Annotated in this window: 14 protein-coding genes; 9 read left to right on the forward strand and 5 right to left on the reverse strand. The window is 75.8% G+C overall.

The window, feature by feature from the left end; all coding sequences use genetic code 11:
- Positions 1-144: 144 nt before the first annotated feature.
- Positions 145-1296, forward strand: a complete 1152-nt coding sequence (locus OMK64_RS06160; protein ID WP_272727312.1) for an AAA family ATPase — start codon at positions 145-147, stop codon at positions 1294-1296.
- A gap of 451 nt (positions 1297-1747) precedes the next feature.
- Here OMK64_RS06160 and OMK64_RS06165 read toward each other — a convergent pair whose 3' ends face one another.
- Genes OMK64_RS06165 through OMK64_RS06175 form a run of 3 tightly spaced genes read right to left on the reverse strand, consistent with a single transcriptional unit; the run spans position 1748 to position 4790 of the window.
- A complete protein-coding gene (locus OMK64_RS06165; RefSeq protein WP_272727207.1) occupies positions 1748-2923 on the reverse strand; it encodes a DUF4350 domain-containing protein in 1176 nt (391 codons plus the stop codon).
- Entirely contained in the window at positions 2920-3600 is a 681-nt protein-coding gene (locus OMK64_RS06170) for a DUF4129 domain-containing protein (protein WP_272727208.1), read from the reverse strand. Before OMK64_RS06170 ends, OMK64_RS06165 begins: the two co-directional genes overlap by 4 nt.
- The gene (locus tag OMK64_RS06175) at positions 3597-4790 is read right to left on the reverse strand and encodes a DUF7847 domain-containing protein (protein WP_272727209.1); all 1194 of its coding nucleotides are present in this window, start codon (positions 4788-4790) and stop codon (positions 3597-3599) included. The genes OMK64_RS06170 and OMK64_RS06175 overlap by 4 nt, the downstream gene beginning before the upstream one ends.
- A gap of 95 nt (positions 4791-4885) precedes the next feature.
- On the opposite strand from OMK64_RS06175, the gene mtrA reads away from it, so the two are divergent.
- The 8 genes from mtrA to secA all read left to right on the forward strand — a co-directional run bounded on the left by mtrA (position 4886) and on the right by secA (position 16180).
- On the forward strand, positions 4886-5569 hold the full coding sequence (gene mtrA, locus OMK64_RS06180; RefSeq protein ID WP_272727210.1) for an MtrAB system response regulator MtrA: 684 nt from the start codon (positions 4886-4888) through the stop codon (positions 5567-5569).
- Between the two features lie 64 nt (positions 5570-5633).
- Positions 5634-7346: an MtrAB system histidine kinase MtrB gene (gene mtrB, locus OMK64_RS06185; RefSeq protein WP_272727313.1), complete on the forward strand. Its 1713-nt coding sequence runs from the start codon at positions 5634-5636 to the stop codon at positions 7344-7346.
- A complete protein-coding gene (locus tag OMK64_RS06190) occupies positions 7343-9031 on the forward strand; it encodes an LpqB family beta-propeller domain-containing protein (protein ID WP_272727211.1) in 1689 nt (562 codons plus the stop codon). Before mtrB ends, OMK64_RS06190 begins: the two co-directional genes overlap by 4 nt.
- A gap of 242 nt (positions 9032-9273) precedes the next feature.
- On the forward strand, positions 9274-10167 hold the full coding sequence (locus OMK64_RS06195) for a ComF family protein (RefSeq protein ID WP_272727212.1): 894 nt from the start codon (positions 9274-9276) through the stop codon (positions 10165-10167).
- 148 nt (positions 10168-10315) lie between these two features.
- Positions 10316-10954 (forward strand): ribosome hibernation-promoting factor, HPF/YfiA family, encoded by a 639-nt coding sequence (gene hpf / locus OMK64_RS06200; RefSeq protein ID WP_272727213.1) that lies wholly within the window; start codon positions 10316-10318, stop codon positions 10952-10954.
- 149 nt (positions 10955-11103) lie between these two features.
- Positions 11104-12384: a winged helix-turn-helix domain-containing protein gene (locus OMK64_RS06205; RefSeq protein ID WP_272727214.1), complete on the forward strand. Its 1281-nt coding sequence runs from the start codon at positions 11104-11106 to the stop codon at positions 12382-12384.
- Positions 12384-13355, forward strand: a complete 972-nt coding sequence (locus OMK64_RS06210) for a DMT family transporter (protein WP_272727215.1) — start codon at positions 12384-12386, stop codon at positions 13353-13355. The genes OMK64_RS06205 and OMK64_RS06210 overlap by 1 nt, the downstream gene beginning before the upstream one ends.
- A gap of 5 nt (positions 13356-13360) precedes the next feature.
- Positions 13361-16180: a preprotein translocase subunit SecA gene (secA, locus tag OMK64_RS06215; RefSeq protein WP_272727216.1), complete on the forward strand. Its 2820-nt coding sequence runs from the start codon at positions 13361-13363 to the stop codon at positions 16178-16180.
- A 110-nt stretch (positions 16181-16290) separates the two neighbouring features.
- Here secA and OMK64_RS20865 read toward each other — a convergent pair whose 3' ends face one another.
- Positions 16291-17028, reverse strand: coding sequence for an Rv3235 family protein (locus OMK64_RS20865; protein WP_272727217.1), 738 nt, complete (start codon positions 17026-17028; stop codon positions 16291-16293).
- Positions 17025-18212, reverse strand: a complete 1188-nt coding sequence (locus OMK64_RS06225; RefSeq protein ID WP_272727218.1) for a LysM peptidoglycan-binding domain-containing protein — start codon at positions 18210-18212, stop codon at positions 17025-17027. The genes OMK64_RS20865 and OMK64_RS06225 overlap by 4 nt, the downstream gene beginning before the upstream one ends.
- Positions 18213-18363: the final 151 nt, after the last annotated feature.

Raw genomic sequence — 18363 nt, forward strand, 5'->3', positions numbered from 1 at the left:
ATCGTCACGCGGTCGGCCAGCGCGTCGCCGCGCCGCGTCGGGCGCAGGACGGTCCGCACCCGCGCCCCGTCACCGGCCGCGATCGCGAGCGGGTGCCGGTCGCGGTCCGCCGCGGCCGACGGCGGCCCGCCCGCGTACGCCCCGGTGCCGCCGACTCCTCCGACGCACGACGCGCCGGCCTCCGCCGCTCCGGCGTCCCCCGCGGGCGCCGACGGGCCGCCGAGCTGGACGAAGACCGAGCCCGCCGCCGCGGCGCCGGCCGCACTCGCACCCCAGCCCGCGGCCGCGCCTCCCGCCCCGCCAGCACCGGCCCCGTCGACCGCGCCGGCGGGGCCGCCCGCACCGAGCGTCGCGCTGCGGTCCGCGCTCGCCGACGTCCGGCTCGAGGTCGCCAAGGCCGTCGTCGGGCAGGACGCCGCCGTCAGCGGCCTCGTCATCGCACTGCTGTGCCGCGGCCACGTGCTGCTCGAGGGCGTGCCGGGCGTCGCCAAGACGCTGCTCGTCCGCTCGCTGTCGGCGGCGCTCGACCTGTCGACCAAGCGCGTGCAGTTCACGCCCGACCTCATGCCGGGCGACGTCACGGGCTCGCTCGTGTACGACGCGCGGACGGCCGAGTTCTCGTTCCGCGAGGGTCCTGTCTTCACGAACCTCCTGCTCGCGGACGAGATCAACCGCACGCCCCCGAAGACGCAGGCGTCGCTGCTCGAGGCCATGGAGGAGCGCCAGGTGTCGGTCGACGGCACGCCGCGCCCGCTGCCGGACCCGTTCCTCGTCATCGCGACGCAGAACCCGGTCGAGTACGAGGGCACGTACCCGCTGCCGGAGGCGCAGCTCGACCGCTTCCTGCTCAAGCTCACGCTGCCGCTGCCCGAGCGCGAGGACGAGGTCGAGGTGCTCGCGCGGCACGCGGGCGGCTTCGACCCGCGCGACCTCGCGGCGGCTGGCGTGCGGCCGGTCGCGGACGCCGCGCTGCTCGCCGCCGCGCGCGCCGAGGTCGCGCGCGTGCAGGTGGCGCGGGAGGTGCTCGGCTACGTGGTCGACGTGTGCCGCGCGACGCGCCGGTCCCCGTCGCTCGGGCTGGGCGTGTCGCCGCGTGGCGCGACCGCGCTGCTCGCGACGGCCCGCGCGTGGGCGTGGCTGTCGGGTCGCGGCTACGTGACGCCGGACGACGTCAAGGCGCTCGCGCACCCGACGCTGCGGCACCGCGTGCAGCTCCGCGCCGAGGCCGAGCTCGAGGGCGTCACCACGGAGAGCGTGCTCGACACGGTGCTCGCGTCCGTGCCCGTCCCCCGGTGACACGCGCATGACGCTCACGTGGCGGGCGGTGGTCCTCGCGGCCGTCGGGGTGCCCCTCGTGCTCGTGCTGCCGTCGACCGGGACGGTGCTGGTCTGGGCGCTCGTGTGCCTCGCGCTGTACGCCGTCGACGCGGCGCTCGCGGCCTCGCCGCGGCAGGTCGCGGTCCAGCGGGACCTGCCGGCGTCGGTCCGGCTGACCGAGCCGGCCACGTCGACGCTCACGCTGACGAACGTGGGCGGGCGACGGCTGCGCGGCGTCGTCCGCGACGCGTGGCCGCCGTCGGCCGCGGCGGACCGCGACCGGCACCCGCTCGCGATCGCGGCCGGTGACGGGGCGCGGGTGGCGGACCAGGGTGCATCGCCTGGTCGGCGGGCGGGGCCGGCGGCCGGTGGGCAGGGTCCGGGCCGCTCACGGGGGTCGGCGGCTGCGGTGCGCCGGTCGTCTCGTCGGTCACGGTCGGTGAACCTCGCTCTCCAGGTGGTCCAGCGCCTGCGCGAGCTGCGCCAGGCCGCTGTCGTCATGCGGTGGTGGTCCGTACAGCAGGGCCTCGACGGTGGCCGCGGGGCGGCCCGTCGCGCGGGCGACGGCGTCGACGAGCGCGTGCGGCTCGGCGGACCGGGGCAGTCCCAGCCGCGCGGAGCAGCGCGAGGCCGCGCCCGCGCGCAGGGCGGCGGCCGCGTGCCCGTAGGAGCGGGACCTGCGGTAGAGGCGTCCGCGGCCGCGCGTCGTCTCGGCGGCGGGGACGACGACGGGCAGCGGCTCGGCGACGACGCGCCCCAGCCGGCGGCCGCGCCACACCGCTGCGACGAGCACGACGAGGAGCAGCTGCAGCCCGAGGATCGGGACCCACGGGGGCAGGATGTCCGCCGTGCCGGGCCCGCTCGGTCCGCTCCCGGTCTCGAACGCGGTCGGCAGGTACCAGACCAGGCGGTCGTGCCGGCCGAGCGTGCGCAGCACGAGGGCGGCGTTGCCCTCGTCCGCGAGCCGCTCGTTCGTGAGCACGCGCCCGTCGGACAGGGCGGTCACGCGCCGGTCGCCGTCGACGACCGCGTACGCGCCGACGGTCGGGTCGTCCGCGGCGGGGAAGCACACGACCGCGTCGTCGCTCAGCGCCCGAAGGCCGGGCGCGGCGGTGATCGTGCCGGCGGCGGTCGCGTCGGGGTCGTCGCACGCGGCCGGGAGGTCGCCGTCGGGCCAGTAGCCCAGGTCGCCGCTGAGGGCGTCGGTCGCGGACTCGAGCAGCCACGGCGAGTCGACGACGACGAGGTCGGCCTCGGTCCCGACGACCGCGTCGACCGCGGCCTGGTCGAGCAGCAGGTCGCCGTTGACCACGAGCAGCGTCGTGCCCTCGCGGGCCTGCGCGACCGCGTCGCCGAGCCGGGTCACGTACCGGACGTCGACGCCCTGGCGCTGCAGGATCTGCGCGGCGGCCCGGGCCCCGCTCGGCGCGGGGTTGTCGGGCGCGAACGGGTCGCTCGACGTGCGCGGCGTGGGCAGCGCGGCCAGCAGGCCGACGAGGACGAGCAGCCCGCCGATCGCGAGCGGCAGGCGCCAGCGCCGCCACCGTCCCGTGGCGCGCGAGCGGGCGGTCGTGCCGTCGCCGAGGACCGGGGCGGGCGCGCTCACGACGGCACCACCAGACGGTCGCCCGCGGCGGCCGCGACTGTCGTCGGGCGGGTCGCCCGGACCCGCTGGTCGAGCTCGCGCAGGCGGCGGTCGTCGTCGGCCCCGGCTCGCACGTCGCCGTACGCGACGTCGTCGAACAGGTCGCCGGCGGTGCGCAGGTCGGCGCCCAGCCCGGGCAGGCGCAGCGCGGCGTCGGTGACGGCCTCGTGCGCGGTGCGGCCGGGGCGCTCGTCGAGCACGGTGCGCTCCTCGAGGCTCCGGACGACGGCGCGGAACCGCTCGAGCACCGCGAGGTGCCAGTCGCCCGCGGCGGCCGCGGCGTCGGCGGCGGCCCGCAGCTGCTCGGCGGTGCGCCGGTCGTCGGCGGACAGCACGACGGCTCCCGAGCGCGCGCGCGTGCGCGAGCGCCGCACGGGTCCGACGAACCAGAGGACGCCCAGCACGAGGGCGACGCCCGCGACGACCGCGACGGTGAGCGCGACACCGTCCGGCAGCCCCAGCGACGGCACCGAGTCGAGCTGCTCGCGCAGCCACTCGAGGAGGCGCTGCAGCAGCGACGGCTGGCGGTGGTACTCCGGCCGGGCGAGCTCGTCGCGCGCCCACTCGCGGGCCGTCTCGGCGTCCGGCTGGACGGGGACGTCGCGCAGGAGCGCGGCGACGACGGACAGCGCGGTCATCCGGCCTGCGCGGCGCGGGCGAGCTCGAGGTCGAGGCCCTCGCGGCGCATCCGGACGTCGATGTAGAGCAGCGCGTAGATGGCCGCGGTGAAGGCGGTCGTGAGCGTGTACGCGATGACGTTCCCGATGCCCGTGAGGACGATCGAGACGAAGGACGTGCCCGTCGGGTCCTGCGTCACGAGCGTCCCGACGAGCTCGAACGGGAACATCACGAAGTAGCTCGCGACGCTCACCATGATCTGCACGAGCACGTAGTACCCGAGCAGCCGCCAGAAGCTGCCGCGCGTGAGCCGCCATGCGCGTGCGACGGTCCGCCAGAACGCCTTGCCCTCGAGCATGAGCGCGGGCGGCGCGAGCAGGGTGCGGATCGTGAACCAGATCCCGGCCACGACGAGCGCGAGCCACCCGAGGATCCCGACGGTCACCGCGAGGCCCGTCTGGTCCGCCGTGGCGAGGCCGATCACGGCGCCGACCAGCAGCGCGACGACGACCAGCACGGCAGCACCCGCGAGCAGGGTGAAGCCGACGACCCACCACACGCGGCCCGAGCGCAGGACCTCGCCGATCGTGATCGTGCGGCCGAGCACCGACCGGCTGACCGACACGATGAGCAGACCCGTGAGGACCGTGGTGGCGAGCCAGATGATCGGCGCGGTCAGGATCGTGCCGACCGCCCAGCCCAGCATCGCGTCGAGGCCGCTCGCACCCGACGGGTCGAGCTCGAGCAGCGCGTCGCTGATGGCGCCTGAGACGAGTCCCTGCACGTACCACGTGAGGATCGTCGACAGCACCACCGCGCCGCCCACCACGAGCGCCGACAGCCCGAACATCACGCGCGGGTTGGCCCGGATCGCCTTGAACGCGCCGTCGAGGACCTCACCGAGACCCAGCGGCCGCAGCGGCACGATGCCCGGCTGGAGGGCGGGCGGCTTCCACGCGGAGCCCGGCGGCGGGGGAGGCGGCACGGGCGCGCCCCAGCCACCCTGGCTCGCGCCCCACTGCGTCGGAGGTGCGGGCGGTGCGGGCGGGGGGACGCCGGGGCCGGGGCTCGGCTGACCGCCGCCCGGTGCGGCCCACGCCGGCGGGCGGGGCGCGTCGTCCTGCGGGCTCGTCATGCGGAGCGCAGCCTCCTCGGGCTCGTGGTGCGGCTCGAGGCGGTGGCCGTCCTCGCGCGACGCCCATCGTGCCACGTCGCCGTCGGCGGCCGGGGGAGGTGCGGGTGATCTGTGGGCCGTCCGGGCGGTCCCGTCCTGGATCGACAGGTGACGGTGCCACAATGTCGCGCATGAAGGGACGCGTGCTGGTGGTCGACGACGACACCGCGCTCGCCGAGATGATCGGCATCGTGCTGCGCTCGGAGGGTTTCGAGCCCGTCTTCTGCGAGGACGGGGACGAGGCGCTCGCGACGTTCCGGGCGACCCAGCCCGACCTCGTGCTGCTCGACCTCATGCTGCCCGGACGCGACGGCAACGAGGTGTGCCGGCAGATCCGGGCCGAGTCGGGCGTGCCGATCGTCATGCTCACGGCCAAGAGCGACACGGTCGACGTCGTGCTGGGGCTCGAGTCCGGCGCCGACGACTACATCTCGAAGCCGTTCAAGCCCAAGGAGCTCGTCGCGCGCGTGCGCGCCCGGCTGCGCCGCAGCGACGAGCCCGCGCCCGAGCACCTCTCGATCGGCGACGTCACCATCGACGTCCCCGGTCACCGCGTCGCGCGCGCGGGCCGCCCCATCTCCCTGACCCCGTTGGAGTTCGACCTGCTCGTCGCGCTCGCACGCAAGCCGTGGCAGGTGTTCACGCGTGAGGTGCTGCTCGAGAAGGTGTGGGGCTACCGGCACGCCGCGGACACCCGCCTGGTGAACGTGCACGTGCAGCGGCTGCGCTCGAAGATCGAGAACGACCCGGAGCAGCCGGAGATCGTCGTGACCGTCCGGGGCGTCGGCTACAAGGCGGGCGTGACCCCCACGTGACGTCGGGCAGGGCCGCGCCGTGCCGCGCGTGAACAGCGTCTGGCGCCTGACGAGGGCCAGGGCGATGCGTCGGGTGCGTGCGTGGCCGCGGGCGTGGCGCGGGTCGCTGCAGTTCCGCGTCATCGCCTCGACGCTCGTGATCGGCCTCGTCGCGCTCGCGGGCGTCGGCCTCTACGTCGGCGAGCGCATGCGCGACGGCCTGTTCGACGCGCGGCGCGACCAGGTGCTCGACGAGAGCGCCCGCAGCACCCAGCAGGCGCAGGACACGTTCAGCTCCTCGAACGCGACGCTGGGACCGGACGTGCGGCGGCTGCTGCGCGACGTCGCGCAGTCCCAGCGGACGGGCACGTCGGGGGAGCGCGAGGTGTTCCTGCTGCGCGCGCCCGGGCAGACGTCGCCCGTGACCGGTGGGGCCGCGGCCTCCGACGCGTCGCTCATCGACATCGTGAGCGACGACCTTCAGCTCGCCGTGGCCGAGGGCGGCCAGCACTGGCAGTCGGTGGGCGTCGAGGCCGAGGACGGTCGCGTCGTCCCCGCGATCCTCGTCGGCCAGGAGGTCGTCGTCCCCGTCGTCGGGCGCTACCAGCTGTTCTTCCTCTACAGCCTGCAGGCCGAGCAGGACCGGCTCGACTTCCTGCAGCGCACGCTCGGGCTCGCGGGCGTCGTGCTCGTGCTGCTGCTCGGGTCGATGACGTGGCTCGTCACGCGCCAGACCGTGCACCCCGTGCGACGCGCCGCGCAGGTCGCGGAGCGGCTCGCGGACGGCCACCTGTCCGAGCGTCTGCCGGAGCGCGGCGAGGACGAGATGGCGACGCTCGCGCACTCGTTCAACGAGATGGCGGCGAGCCTGCAGGACCAGATCCACCGCATGGAGGAGCTGTCCGCGGTGCAGCGGCGGTTCGTGTCCGACGTCTCGCACGAGCTCCGGACGCCGCTCACGACCATCCGGATGGCGGGCGAGGTGATCCACGCGTCCCGCGACGACTTCGACCCCGCGACCAAGCGCTCGGCGGAGCTCCTGCAGACCCAGCTCGACCGGTTCGAGGACCTGCTCGCCGACCTGCTCGAGATCAGCCGGTTCGACGCGGGCGCCGCGGTCCTCGACGTCGAGGGCCGCGACGTGCGCGACGTCGTCGTGCGGGCCGTCGACCTCGCCGGGCCGCTCGCCGAGCGGCGCGGGTCCTGGCTGCGCGTCGTCGTGCCCGAGGACCGGTGCGTCGCCGACATCGACCCGCGTCGCGTCGAGCGCATCCTGCGCAACCTGCTCGTGAACGCGATCGAGCACGCCGAGGGCACGCAGGTCGAGGTGACGGTCGCGGGCGACGCGCACGCGGTCGCCGTGACGGTCCGCGACCACGGTGTCGGCATGACGGCGGACGAGGCCGAGCACGTGTTCGACCGGTTCTGGCGCGCCGACCCCGCGCGTGCCCGCACCACCGGCGGCACGGGCCTGGGCCTGGCGATCTCGCTCGAGGACGCCCACCTGCACGGCGGCTGGCTCGAGGCGTGGGGTCGTCCCGCGCGCGGCGCGTCGTTCCGGCTCACGCTCCCGCGGCGCGCGGGGATCCGCCTCACGTCGTCCCCGCTGCCCCTCCAGCCCGACGACGCCGTCGCGCCGGACCCGGTGCTCGACGCGCAGGAGCGCCCGCGCACCGACCCCGCGGCCCTGCCGGACCTCGACGCAGCCGTCGGCACCGCGACGTCGCCGACCGGCATCCGGGCCGTCAGCGTGCACGTCGCCTCCGGCGACGCCGACCGGCAGGAGGCCGTGCGGTGACGCGCGCCGTGCGCCGTCGTGCGAGCGCGGCCGTCGCGGCCGTCGTGACGCTGCTCCTGGCCGCCTGCACCGCGATGCCGACGTCCGGACCGGTCCAGCAGGGCGGTGACGGGCGCGTCGACGAGCCGTCGAACATCGACGTCCTCGCCGAGGGCCCGCGCCCCGACGCCGCGCCGCTCGAGATCGTCGAGAGCTTCCTCGTCGCGGGCTCCGCCGGCTTCCGGGACGACTTCGTCGTCGCCCGCCAGTACCTGGCCGGGCAGGCGCGCGCCGACTGGCAGCCGCTGGCGGGCGTCGTGGTGTCGGGCGCGCTCGAGTTCGCGGACATGGGGGACGGGCAGGTCCAGGTCGACGTCCCCGTCGTGGCCCGGGTCGACAGCGAGGGTCGGTACGCCGAGGCGCCCGCAGGGGCCGAGTCGTCGGTGACCTTCGGCCTCGTGCAGGACGACGAGGGCCAGTGGCGCATCTCGGAGGCGCCCGACGGGCTCGTCGTCCCGACCGACGACTTCGAGGTCTTCTTCCGCCAGACGTCGATCTACTTCCTGTCGCCCGACGAGACGTTCCTCGTGCCCGAGCAGCGCTGGCTCCCCGTCAAGAGCCGGGAGACGTCCGTCGTGAGCGCGCTGCTCGCCGGCCCGTCGCCCTGGCTGCGCGACGCCGTGCACACGGCGCTGCCCGACGGCGTCCAGCTCAGGCCCGAGGCGGTGCGCGTCGACCCCGAGGGCGTCGCGCACGTCGGCCTGTTCTCGACGCGCACGTCCGAGCTGCTCGACGCCGACCGGCCCCTGCTGCTCGCGCAGATCGAGCAGTCGCTCCTCGCGCTGCCCGGGGTCTCGTCGGTCGACGTGACGGCAGGAGGCGTGAACCTCGACGGCGCGGCGTCGCTGCGCGCGGGCGAGGGGCCCGCGGGTGCACCCGAGGTGCTCCACGACGACGCGCTGCTCCAGGTCGGCAGCGAGGGGCTCGTCCCGGTCGAGGGCGTGGGGCCGCTCACGGTGCCCGACCCGAGCCACCCCGCGCGCGACGAGAGCGGCACCGTGCGCGTGCTGCTGTCGGACGGGCGCGCGCTCGTGACCGTGCCGACCGAGGACGACCCGGGCACGACCCTCTACACGGGCACCGCGCTCTCGGCGCCGTCGGTGGACCGCTACGGGTACGCGTGGACGACCGATGTCGGCGTCGGGGTCGTCGCGGCGCTCGCGGCGGGGGCGACGGGCGAGCCGCCAGCCCCGGTCGTGCAGGTCGCCGCCCCCGCCCTCGACGGGCGCACCGTCCGCTCCGTGCGCGTCGCGCGCGACGGCGTGCGCGTCGCCGTGGTGTCGACGGGCGACGACGGCGTCGCGGTCCAGCTGGGTGCGGTCGTCCGCGACCGGCACGGCGTCCCGCAGGCGATCGGCGGGCTCGTGCGCGTCGGGACGCCGCTGACGGCCGCGTCGTCGGTCGTGTGGCTCGACGAGGCGACGCTCGGCGTGCTCGCGACCGACGGCGGCGAGAGCGTCGTGCACGTCGTGCCCCTCGCGGGGGAGACGACCGAGCTGCCGCGCGCGTCCGGGCTGGTCTCGCTGTCGGGCGGGCGCACGCCGTACGCGGCGACGGCCGAGGGGTCGCTGCTGCGGCTGGTCGGCACGACGTGGGTGCGGCGGCAGGACGTCTCGGGCGTGCGGGACCCGTCCGTCCCGGGCTGACGGCCGACCGCTCGACGGGGGACGCGCGCTCGGTGCCCCGACCGAGGGCCGCCCGACGGCTCGGCGCGACGACTCGCCAGGCCATGTGCCCTGGTGACACGGGCTGTGGCGCGCGCGCTCGTCGACGTGTGCCCCGGAACGGTGCGCGCGACGAGCCGTCCACAGCCCGTGCGCCGCGCGGGCCGTCCACCGGATCGCGCCCGCCGTCCCGTGTCGTGCCCGGGGAGCGCTGGGCTGGGTACGTGCCGACGACTGCGTCCCTGCCCCGCCCGCGCCTCCCGCGGACCACGAGGCGCGCGCTCGCGCGTGCCGCCCGGCACGGGCTGCGGCTCGCGCGCGACCTCGTCGCGCTCGTCCTGCCGGTCGCGTGTGCGGGCTGCGGCACGCTCGACGTCGCCTGGTGCACCACGTGCCGTTCCAGACTCGGGGGCCTGCCGTGGAGGTGCGAGGAGCGCGCGGGGCGGTTGGACGCGCTCGACGGCCGACCTCCCGTGCCCGTCTGGACGCTCGGAGACAACGTCGGTCCCGTGCGCGACGCGATCGTCGCGTGGAAGGACGGCGGACGGCTCGACCTGTCGCGCGCCCTCGTCGGCGCCGTCGCCCGGGCGGCGCAGCACGTGGCCCCTGGCGTCCCGCGGTCGCGCGCGGGGCCGCTGCTCGTCGTGGCGGTGCCGTCGACCGCGGCCGCGCGCCGACGCAGGGGCCGCTGGCTCGTGGACGACCTCGCGCGCGGGGCCGTGCGCGGCCTGCGGTCCGCCGGCGTGGACGCCCGGCGCGCGCCCGTGCTGCGGCGTCGCGGCGGCCGCGACCAGGCCGGGCTCGGTGCGCGCGCCCGTGCGCGCAACCTCGTCGGGCAGGTGCGCGTCGCCCGCGCCGCGGGCCGCGCGCTCGCGGGGCGCGACGTCCTGCTCGTCGACGACGTGCTCACGACGGGGGCGAGCGTCGCGGCGTCGTCCGCCGCGGTCAGGGCCGCCGGAGGGGTGGTCGTCGCGTGCCTGACGCTCGCGTCGACACCCGGCCCGGGCGTCCGGCCGCACGTCGCGGTGACCGGTTGGCGCCGGTCGTCCGGTTCGTGGTCCGCCGGTCGGGCGGCGATTGGTCCGACCCCCGACCGGGGGGTTAGCGTGGGTGTCTGAGCCGACGGCGCAGCGGAGCCCCGACCTCGAAGCAGTCGAGGTCGCCCCGCAGCGCGGGAGGAGGTGACGCCGCCCGACTGTCCCCCGGGGCAGGAAGAAGCATGTCGCCGGGCGGTGCGAGCCGCCCCAGACCTCTCAGGAGGCTCACATGGAGATCGTGGTTGCAGGCCGGCACACCGAGGTGCTCCCGAAGTACCGGGCACACCTCGAGCAGAAGCTCGCGAAGGTCGAGCAGCTGGCCCCCCGCGCACAGCGGATCGACGTCCTCGTGTCGCACGAGGCCAACCCTCGTCAGTCGGGCAGCTGTGAGCGCGTCGAGCTCACCGTCGTCGACAAGGGTCCCGTCATCCGTGCCGAGGCGTGCGCAGACGACCGGTACGCGGCCCTCGACCTGGCGCTCGGGAAGCTCCTCGAACGCCTGCGCCGCACACGCGACCGTCGCAAGGACCACCGCAACCACACTCCGCTGACCCCCGTCGACGTGCGTCCCCTCGAGCAGGTCCCCGAGCCCGCCGACGCACCCGCGCCGGCCGACGGCGCCGTGGAGACGACGCTCGGCGACTCGCCGGTCGTCATCCGCGAGAAGGTCCACGAGGCGCTCCCGATGACGGTCGACGACGCGCTGTACGAGATGGAGCTCGTGGGCCACGACTTCTACCTCTTCATCGACGCCGAGACCGCCCAGCCGGCCGTCGCGTACCGTCGCCGCGGCTGGAGCTACGGCGTCATCAAGCTCGACACCGCCGTGCGCACCGACGCCCCCGCGTCCGCCGCCGTCGGCGGCTGACCCACCCGTCCGACGACGCCCGGCTCTCCGACGAGGGCCGGGCGTCGTCGCGTGCAGGCGCCTCGCCCTGCGGGCCGTCCGGAGTTCCAGCGCACGCGGCACACGAGCAGGGCGCCGTGCGTGTGGGCGGTCACCGCCATGATGGGTCGGTGCCTCCCGCCGGTCTCCCCGCCCCGACCGAGTCGCTGTCGCTCTCGCAGGCGCGTCGCGTCGCCCTACGTGCCCAGGGGCTCGACGTCCCGCGACCGGAGCGGGCCGGTCCCGCGACGATGCGGCACCTGCAGCAGGTCGTCGACCGGCTCGGTCTGCTCCAGATCGACTCCGTCAACGTGCTCGCACGCGCGCACCTCATGCCGACCTTCTCGCGCATCGGCCCGTACGACCCCGCGCTGCTCGACCGCGCCGCGGGGCGGGCGCCGCGCCGGCTGGTCGAGGCGTGGGCCCACCAGGCGTCGTACGTGCCGCCGGAGACGTTCCGGCTGCTCGGCTGGCGGCAGCGCGCCTACGCGACGCAGGCGTGGGGGTCGATCGCGGAGGTCCCGCTCCAGCACGCCCCGGCGCTCGCCGAGGTCCGTGCGCTCCTCACCGCGTCCGGACCGCTCACGGCGAGCGAGGTCCAGGTCCACTTCGAGGCCGACCACCCGACGTCGCGCGACGAGTGGGGGTGGAACTGGTCGGTCGCGAAGCGCGTGCTGGAGTTCCTGTTCTTCACCGGCGAGGTGACGTCGGCGGGCCGCAACGCGGCGTTCGAGCGCCGGTACGACCTGGCCGAGCGGGTGCTGCCGGCCGAGGTCCTGGCCGCACCCGAGCCCGACGACGCGACGGCCCTGCGCCGGCTCGTCGAGATCTCCGCGCGTGCGCACGGCGTCGCGACGCTCGGCTGCCTCGCCGACTACTTCCGCATCTCGCAGCAGCGTGCCGCCACCGCGGCCGCCGAGCTCGTCGAGGAGGGCGCGCTCGTGCCCGTGCGCGTGGCCGGGTGGGAGGCGCGCCCGGTCTTCCGGCACCGGGACGCGACGCTCCCGCGCTCGGCCAGGGGCGCGGCGCTGCTGAGCCCGTTCGACCCGCTGGTGTTCGAGCGCCGCCGCCTCGAGGAGCTGTACGGCCTGCGCTACCGGATCGAGATCTACGTGCCCGAGCCCAAGCGGGTCTGGGGCTACTACGTCCTGCCGTTCCTGCTCGGCGAGCAGCTGCCGGCGCTCGTCGACCTCAAGGCGGACCGTGCCGCACGCGCCCTGCGGGTCGTCGCCGCGCACGTCAGCCCGGGGACCGAGCGGCTGCCGACCGGGACCGTCGAGGCGCTGGCGGCCGAGCTCCGGCTCGTCGCGACGTGGCTCGGGCTCGACGACGTGGTCGTCGGTGCGCCCGACGGCACGCTGCGCGGCGACCTCGCGGCCGAGCTGCGGCACGCGACCGCCGCCGCGGCGTGATGCGCCGGTCGGACTTCGCGCTCGTCGCGCTCGCGGGCCTGCTGTGGGGGACCGGCGGCCTCGCGGGCGCCGCCGCGGGGGAGAGCGGCCACCTGGAGTCGGTCGCCGTCGCGGCGTACCGGCTGCTCGGCGGCGGGCTCGTCCTCCTCGTCGGGGCCGTGCTGCTCGGGGCGTTCGGCGGCGTCCGGGTGACCCGCGCGCTCGTCGGGCACGTGACGGCCACGGCCGTGCTCGCCGCGGCGTATCAGGCCGCGTACTTCGCGGCGGTCGAGCGCGCGGGCGTCGCGACGTCGACGCTGGTCGCACTGGGGGGAGCGCCGGTGCTCGTCGCGGTGGGGACCGCGGTCGCGACGCGTCGCCCGCCGTCGCGGACGACCGTGCTCGCGACCGTCCTCGCGCTCACCGGCCTGGTCGCGCTCGTCGGCACGAGCGGCGGCACCGGACGTGCGCCGCTCGCGGGCGTGCTGCTGGCGCTCGTGTCGGCCGCGTCGTTCGCCGCGATGACCGGGCTCGGGCGTCGCGTCGTCCCGCAGGCCGGACCGCTGCCCACGACCGCGCTGGCGTTCACGCTCGGCGGAATCCTCCTCGCGGCGGTCGCGCCGCTCCTGGGGGACGCGGTCGGCGTGCCCGACACCGCGACGGGCTGGTGGCTGCTCGCGTTCCTCGCCGTCGTGCCCACCGCGACCGCGTACGGCGCCTATTTCACGGGCCTGCGCACGGTGCCGGCCACCACCGCGAGCCTCCTCGCGCTGCTCGAACCGCTCACCGCGACGGTCGGTGCGGTCCTGCTCCGCGACGAGCGGCTCGGGGTCGGCGGCGCGGTCGGCGCGGTGCTCCTGGCGAGCGCGGTCGTCGTCCTTCGCCCCCGGACCGTGACCGGGCCGACTAGCATGGTCGGGCCCGGCCACGCGGCCGGTCAGCCAGCCGCTCCGACGCCGCGCGTGCCAGGGGCGAGAACACGTCGGGAGTAGTGCGCGTGCCCACGATCGTCGACAAGGTCCTCCGGCTCGGTGAGGGCCGCGTCCTCAAGAAGCTGTCCGGCATCGCCCAGCAGGTCAACGCGCTGGAGGACAGCTTCACGTCGCTGTCCGACGCGGAGCTCCGCGAGGAGACCGACCGCTTCCGCGCCCGCCTCGCCGACGGCGAGACGCTCGACGACCTGCTCGCCGAGGCGTTCGCCGCGGTGCGCGAGGCCGCCCGCCGCACGCTGGGTCAGCGGCACTTCGACGTGCAGCTCATGGGCGGCGCCGCCCTGCACCTCGGCAACATCGCCGAGATGAAGACCGGTGAGGGCAAGACGCTCGTCGCGACCGCGCCCGCGTACCTCAACGCGCTGTCCGGCAAGGGCGTCCACGTCGTCACCGTCAACGACTACCTCGCCGAGTACCAGTCCGAGCTCATGGGCCGCGTCTACCGGTTCCTCGGCCTGACGACCGGCGTGATCCTCTCGCAGCAGCAGCCCGCGCAGCGCCGCGAGCAGTACGCCGCCGACATCACGTACGGCACGAACAACGAGTTCGGGTTCGACTACCTGCGCGACAACATGGCGTGGAGCGTCGACGAGCTCGTCCAGCGTGGCCACAACTTCGCGATCGTCGACGAGGTCGACTCGATCCTCATCGACGAGGCCCGCACGCCGCTCATCATCTCGGGCCCCGCGTCGGGCGACGCGAACCGCTGGTACGGCGAGTTCGCCAAGGTCGTGCGCCGCCTCCAGCCCGAGCGCGACTACGAGGTCGACGAGAAGAAGCGCACCGTCGGCGTCCTCGAGCCCGGCATCGCGCGCGTCGAGGACTACCTCGGCATCGACAACCTCTACGAGTCGCTCAACACGCCGCTCATCGGCTTCCTCAACAACGCCATCAAGGCGAAGGAGCTGTTCAAGCGCGACAAGGACTACGTCGTGATGAACGGCGAGGTCCTCATCGTCGACGAGCACACCGGCCGCATCCTGCCCGGCCGCCGCTACAACGAGGGCATGCACCAGGCCATCGAGGCCAAGGAGGGCGTGACGATCAAGGCGGAGAACCAGACGCTCGCCACGATCACGCTGCAGAACTACTTCCGCCTGTACTCGAAGCTGTCGGGCATGACCGGTACGGCCGAGACCGAGGCCGCCGAGTTCCAGGGCACGTACAAGCTCGGCGTCGTGCCGATCCCGACGAACCGTCCGATGCAGCGCATCGACCAGAAGGACTTCGTCTACAAGAGCGAGGACGGCAAGTTCGACGCGGTCGTCGCGGACATCGTCGAGCGGCACGCGAAGGGTCAGCCGGTCCTCGTCGGCACGACGAGCGTCGAGAAGAGCGAGCTGCTCTCGTCGAAGCTGCGCAAGCAGGGGGTCCCGCACGAGGTCCTCAACGCCAAGCAGCACGCGCGCGAGGCCGCGATCGTCGCGCAGGCGGGCCGCAAGGGCGCCGTGACGGTCGCGACCAACATGGCCGGCCGCGGGACGGACATCATGCTCGGCGGCAACGCGGAGTTCATGGCGGTCGCCGACCTCGCGGCGCGCGGGCTCGACCCCGCGGAGAACGCGGAGGAGTACGAGGCCGCGTGGCCGGGCGCGCTCGAGAAGGCCAAGAGCGCGGTCGCGGCGGAGCACGACGAGGTCGTCGAGCTCGGAGGCCTGTACGTGCTCGGCACCGAGCGTCACGAGTCGCGCCGCATCGACAACCAGCTGCGCGGCCGCTCCGGCCGTCAGGGCGACCCCGGCGAGTCGCGGTTCTACCTGTCGATGCAGGACGACCTCATGCGCCTGTTCAACTCGGGCCTCGCCGAGTCGATGATGACGCGCGCCGGCTTCCCCGAGGACATGCCGCTCGAGTCGAAGATGGTCACGCGCGGCATCCAGTCGGCGCAGGCGCAGGTCGAGTCGCGCAACTTCGAGATCCGCAAGAACGTCCTGAAGTACGACGACGTGATGTCCCGCCAGCGCGAGGTCATCTACGACCAGCGCCGTCGCGTGCTCGAGGGCGAGGACCTGCACGAGCAGGTCAAGCACTTCCGCACCGACGTGCTGTCCGCCTACATCGCGGGCGCGACGGCCGAGGGCCGACCGGAGGACTGGGACCTCGAGGCGCTCTGGACCGCCCTGAAGGCGGTGTACCCGGTCTCGATCACGCCCGAGGAGGTCGTCGAGGAGGCCGGCGGCGCGCAGCGCCTCACGCGTGAGCTCGTCGAGCGCGAGATCCTGTCCGACGCCGACCACGCGTACGCCGACCGCGAGGCCGCGATCGGCTCGGACAACATGCGCCAGCTCGAGCGGCGCGTCACGCTCTCGGTCCTCGACCGCAAGTGGCGCGAGCACCTCTACGAGATGGACTACCTCAAGGAGGGCATCGGCCTGCGCGCGATGGCGCAGCGCGACCCGCTCGTCGAGTACCAGCGCGAGGGCTACCAGCTCTTCAACGCGATGACGGACGCCATCAAGGAGGAGACGGTCGGGTACCTCTTCAACCTCGAGGTGCAGGTCGCGCCGACCGAGGAGGCGCCCGTCGTCACGGCCGACTCCGCCGCGCAGACCGCGGCTGCCGCCGGACCCGCGCCGACCCCGGCCGCGGGACCCCGCAGCGTCGCCGACGGCCCGACGCCCGGCCGCCTCGTCGCGAAGGGTCTCGACGGACCCGAGCGTCGCGTCCCGCTGCAGTACTCGGCCCCGTCGGTCGACGGCGACGCCGGCACCGTGACGAAGCGCGACGGCGGCACGCCCGCCGCGGGTCGGTCCGGTGACGCACCCGCCGCCGGCAGCAACCGCGAGGCACGTCGCAAGGCGCAGCGCCAGCAGCGCAAGGGCTGACGACACGGACAGGACCGGCCGCCCCTCGGGGCGGCCGGTCCTGTCGTGCGTGGGACGAGCCCACGCCACCGTGCCGACGCCGTGCGCCGGCATCTGACGAGTCCGCCGTCTCAGCCGATCTCCAGGACCGTCGCGCGCCACGCGCCCCGGTGCGTCTCGAGCCGCAGGGCGACCGCGCGCACGACGGAGCCGTCCTCGACGACGACGCCGGCCTCGAGCGTGTGCTCGTCGACGGCCGACGCGCGCACGCGGCGCACCTGCGGTGCGCGGCTCGACGTCCCGCGGACGCGGAGCGTCAGAGCGGCGCGCACCTGGAGCGCGTCGAGGACGCCCGGCGTGAGCCAGCGCGCGAGCTGACCGATCGGCCGCCGCCCCCCGAGGACCTCGACGGTCGCGAGCGCGATGCGCCCGGCGAGCACCCCCGGGTCGTGCGCGGGGACGGCTCCGCGGTCCTCGTCGGCGGCGTCGAGGACCGGCGAGCGGTCCTGCGCACGCAGCACGTCGAGCCGGTGCCCGATGGTGGGGGCGACGGCGTGCTGAGGTCCCGTGGCGCGCACCGGAGCGGCCGGCTCGGCGGCGCGTACGAGCCGGGCACGCGGCCCGGCGGTCCGGGCGGTGACGCCGGCGTCGAGCGTCGTGGCGGCCGGCCCGACACCGGCGAGCCCGACGCGGACCGACTCGTCGACCGCCGAAGCTCCGGCCGTCCTGCCCGTCCGCGGCGACGTGTGACCCGTGCCGTGGCCGCTCCGCGACCGGGTCGTCGGCCGCGCGCCCGCCGTCGTGCTGTCGGCCTCCGACCGGACGAAGACGCGCTCGGCGGCCGTCGCGTCCCTCAGCGCGGCGCTCACCGGAGGACCGTGCCGTCGATCGCCGGGACGACGAGCACCTGTCCGGGCAGGAGCACGTCGGGGTCCTCGCCGATGACGGTCGCGTTCGCCTCGAACCAGCGCGGCCACGCGCGGGCGATCGTGGCGACGTCCGAGCCCTCGGGAAGGTGGCGCGCTGCGATCGCCCACAGCGTGTCTCCCGGCTGCACGACCACCGTGCCGCCCGCGGTCGCCGAACCCGCGCCGACGCTGCTGGGGACGGCCGCATCCTGCGCGTCCCCCGGCGCCGGAGCGGTCGCGGGCGAGGGGGGCACGCCGTCGGCCGAGCCTGCGGGGACGGACGTCGACGACCAGGCCGCGCCACCCGAGGCCGCAGGCGCAGCCGACGCGGCGGGCGTCGGAGCGGTGTCCGTCACCGCGGGACCGGCGTGCGCCGTTCCCGTCGCCGCGGTGCCGCCCTGGAGAGGCCACGTCGTCGTGGTCCCGTCCGGAGCCGCCGGGAGGGTCGAGGGTGACGCCGCAGCCGGACCGGAGGCGCCTGCGGGCGCCTGCGAGGCCCCGCTGCCGGTCCCACGCGACGCGTCCTCCGGCGCTCGCGGAGCGGGCGACGCGCCCGTCGGGCCGGAGGCGCTGCCGCGCCCCGCCGCTCCGGCGATCGGGGGGCCCGCGGCTGCGTCAGGCACCGCACCGCCGCCCGTGCTCGTCGCACCCGCCGACGACGTACCGCCGGACGAGCCGCGCGGCGACGTCCCGTCCGCGCCCTTCACGGCCGGTACCTGCGCCGCCGTCGGTGCCCAGCCCAGGTCGGAGGGTGCGCCGACGCTCGCGGGGGCGTCGGGGACGTCGGGGGCGACCGGGGTTGCGGCCGAGGCGCCGGTCGCGCCGGCGAGGCCGACTCCTGCGCCGATCGCGAGCGCGAGGACGCGGCGGACGGCGACGGGGGCCCAGCGCTGCACCATCCGCTCGCCGGTCCGCCAGGAGGCGCCGACGGCCCGCACGGAGGTGCAGGCGAGCGCCATCCCGGCCGAGGCGGCGAGCCACACGGCCACGAGGGCGCCGACGGCCGTGACGGCGAGCTCGACAGCCGACTCGATGCGCCAGGTCCCGGCCGCCGCGAGGTCGGTGGCGCGCAGGGCGAGGAGCGCCGCGGTGACGGCGGCGACGCCGGTGGCCGCGGTGAGCCCGAGCGCCGCTCCCGCCCGCACGGCGGGACGGTGCTGGGGGCGCGAGGCTGCTGTGCGGCTCGGGTGCGCGTGTTCGGCCACGTTGAATCCCCCGTGATGTCGTTTGATGCGATTTGATGACGGATGAGGTGGGTAGATCTATCCGAATCCACACCGTTCGTCCAGCCCTGTC

It is taken from the genome of Cellulomonas fimi (assembly GCF_028527925.1).
GTDB classification, from domain to species: domain Bacteria; phylum Actinomycetota; class Actinomycetes; order Actinomycetales; family Cellulomonadaceae; genus Cellulomonas; species Cellulomonas fimi_C.

What these genes read in the sequence shown, in the direction of transcription:
- OMK64_RS06210 (WP_272727215.1), top strand. Translation starts at nt 12,384, where the DNA reads ATGCGCCGGTCGGACTTCGCGCTCGTCGCGCTCGCGGGCCTGCTGTGG.
- mtrB (WP_272727313.1), top strand. Translation starts at nt 5,634, where the DNA reads ATGCGTCGGGTGCGTGCGTGGCCGCGGGCGTGGCGCGGGTCGCTGCAG.
- mtrA (WP_272727210.1), top strand. Translation starts at nt 4,886, where the DNA reads ATGAAGGGACGCGTGCTGGTGGTCGACGACGACACCGCGCTCGCCGAG.
- OMK64_RS06170 (WP_272727208.1), bottom strand. Translation starts at nt 3,600, where the DNA reads ATGACCGCGCTGTCCGTCGTCGCCGCGCTCCTGCGCGACGTCCCCGTC.
- hpf (WP_272727213.1), top strand. Translation starts at nt 10,316, where the DNA reads ATGGAGATCGTGGTTGCAGGCCGGCACACCGAGGTGCTCCCGAAGTAC.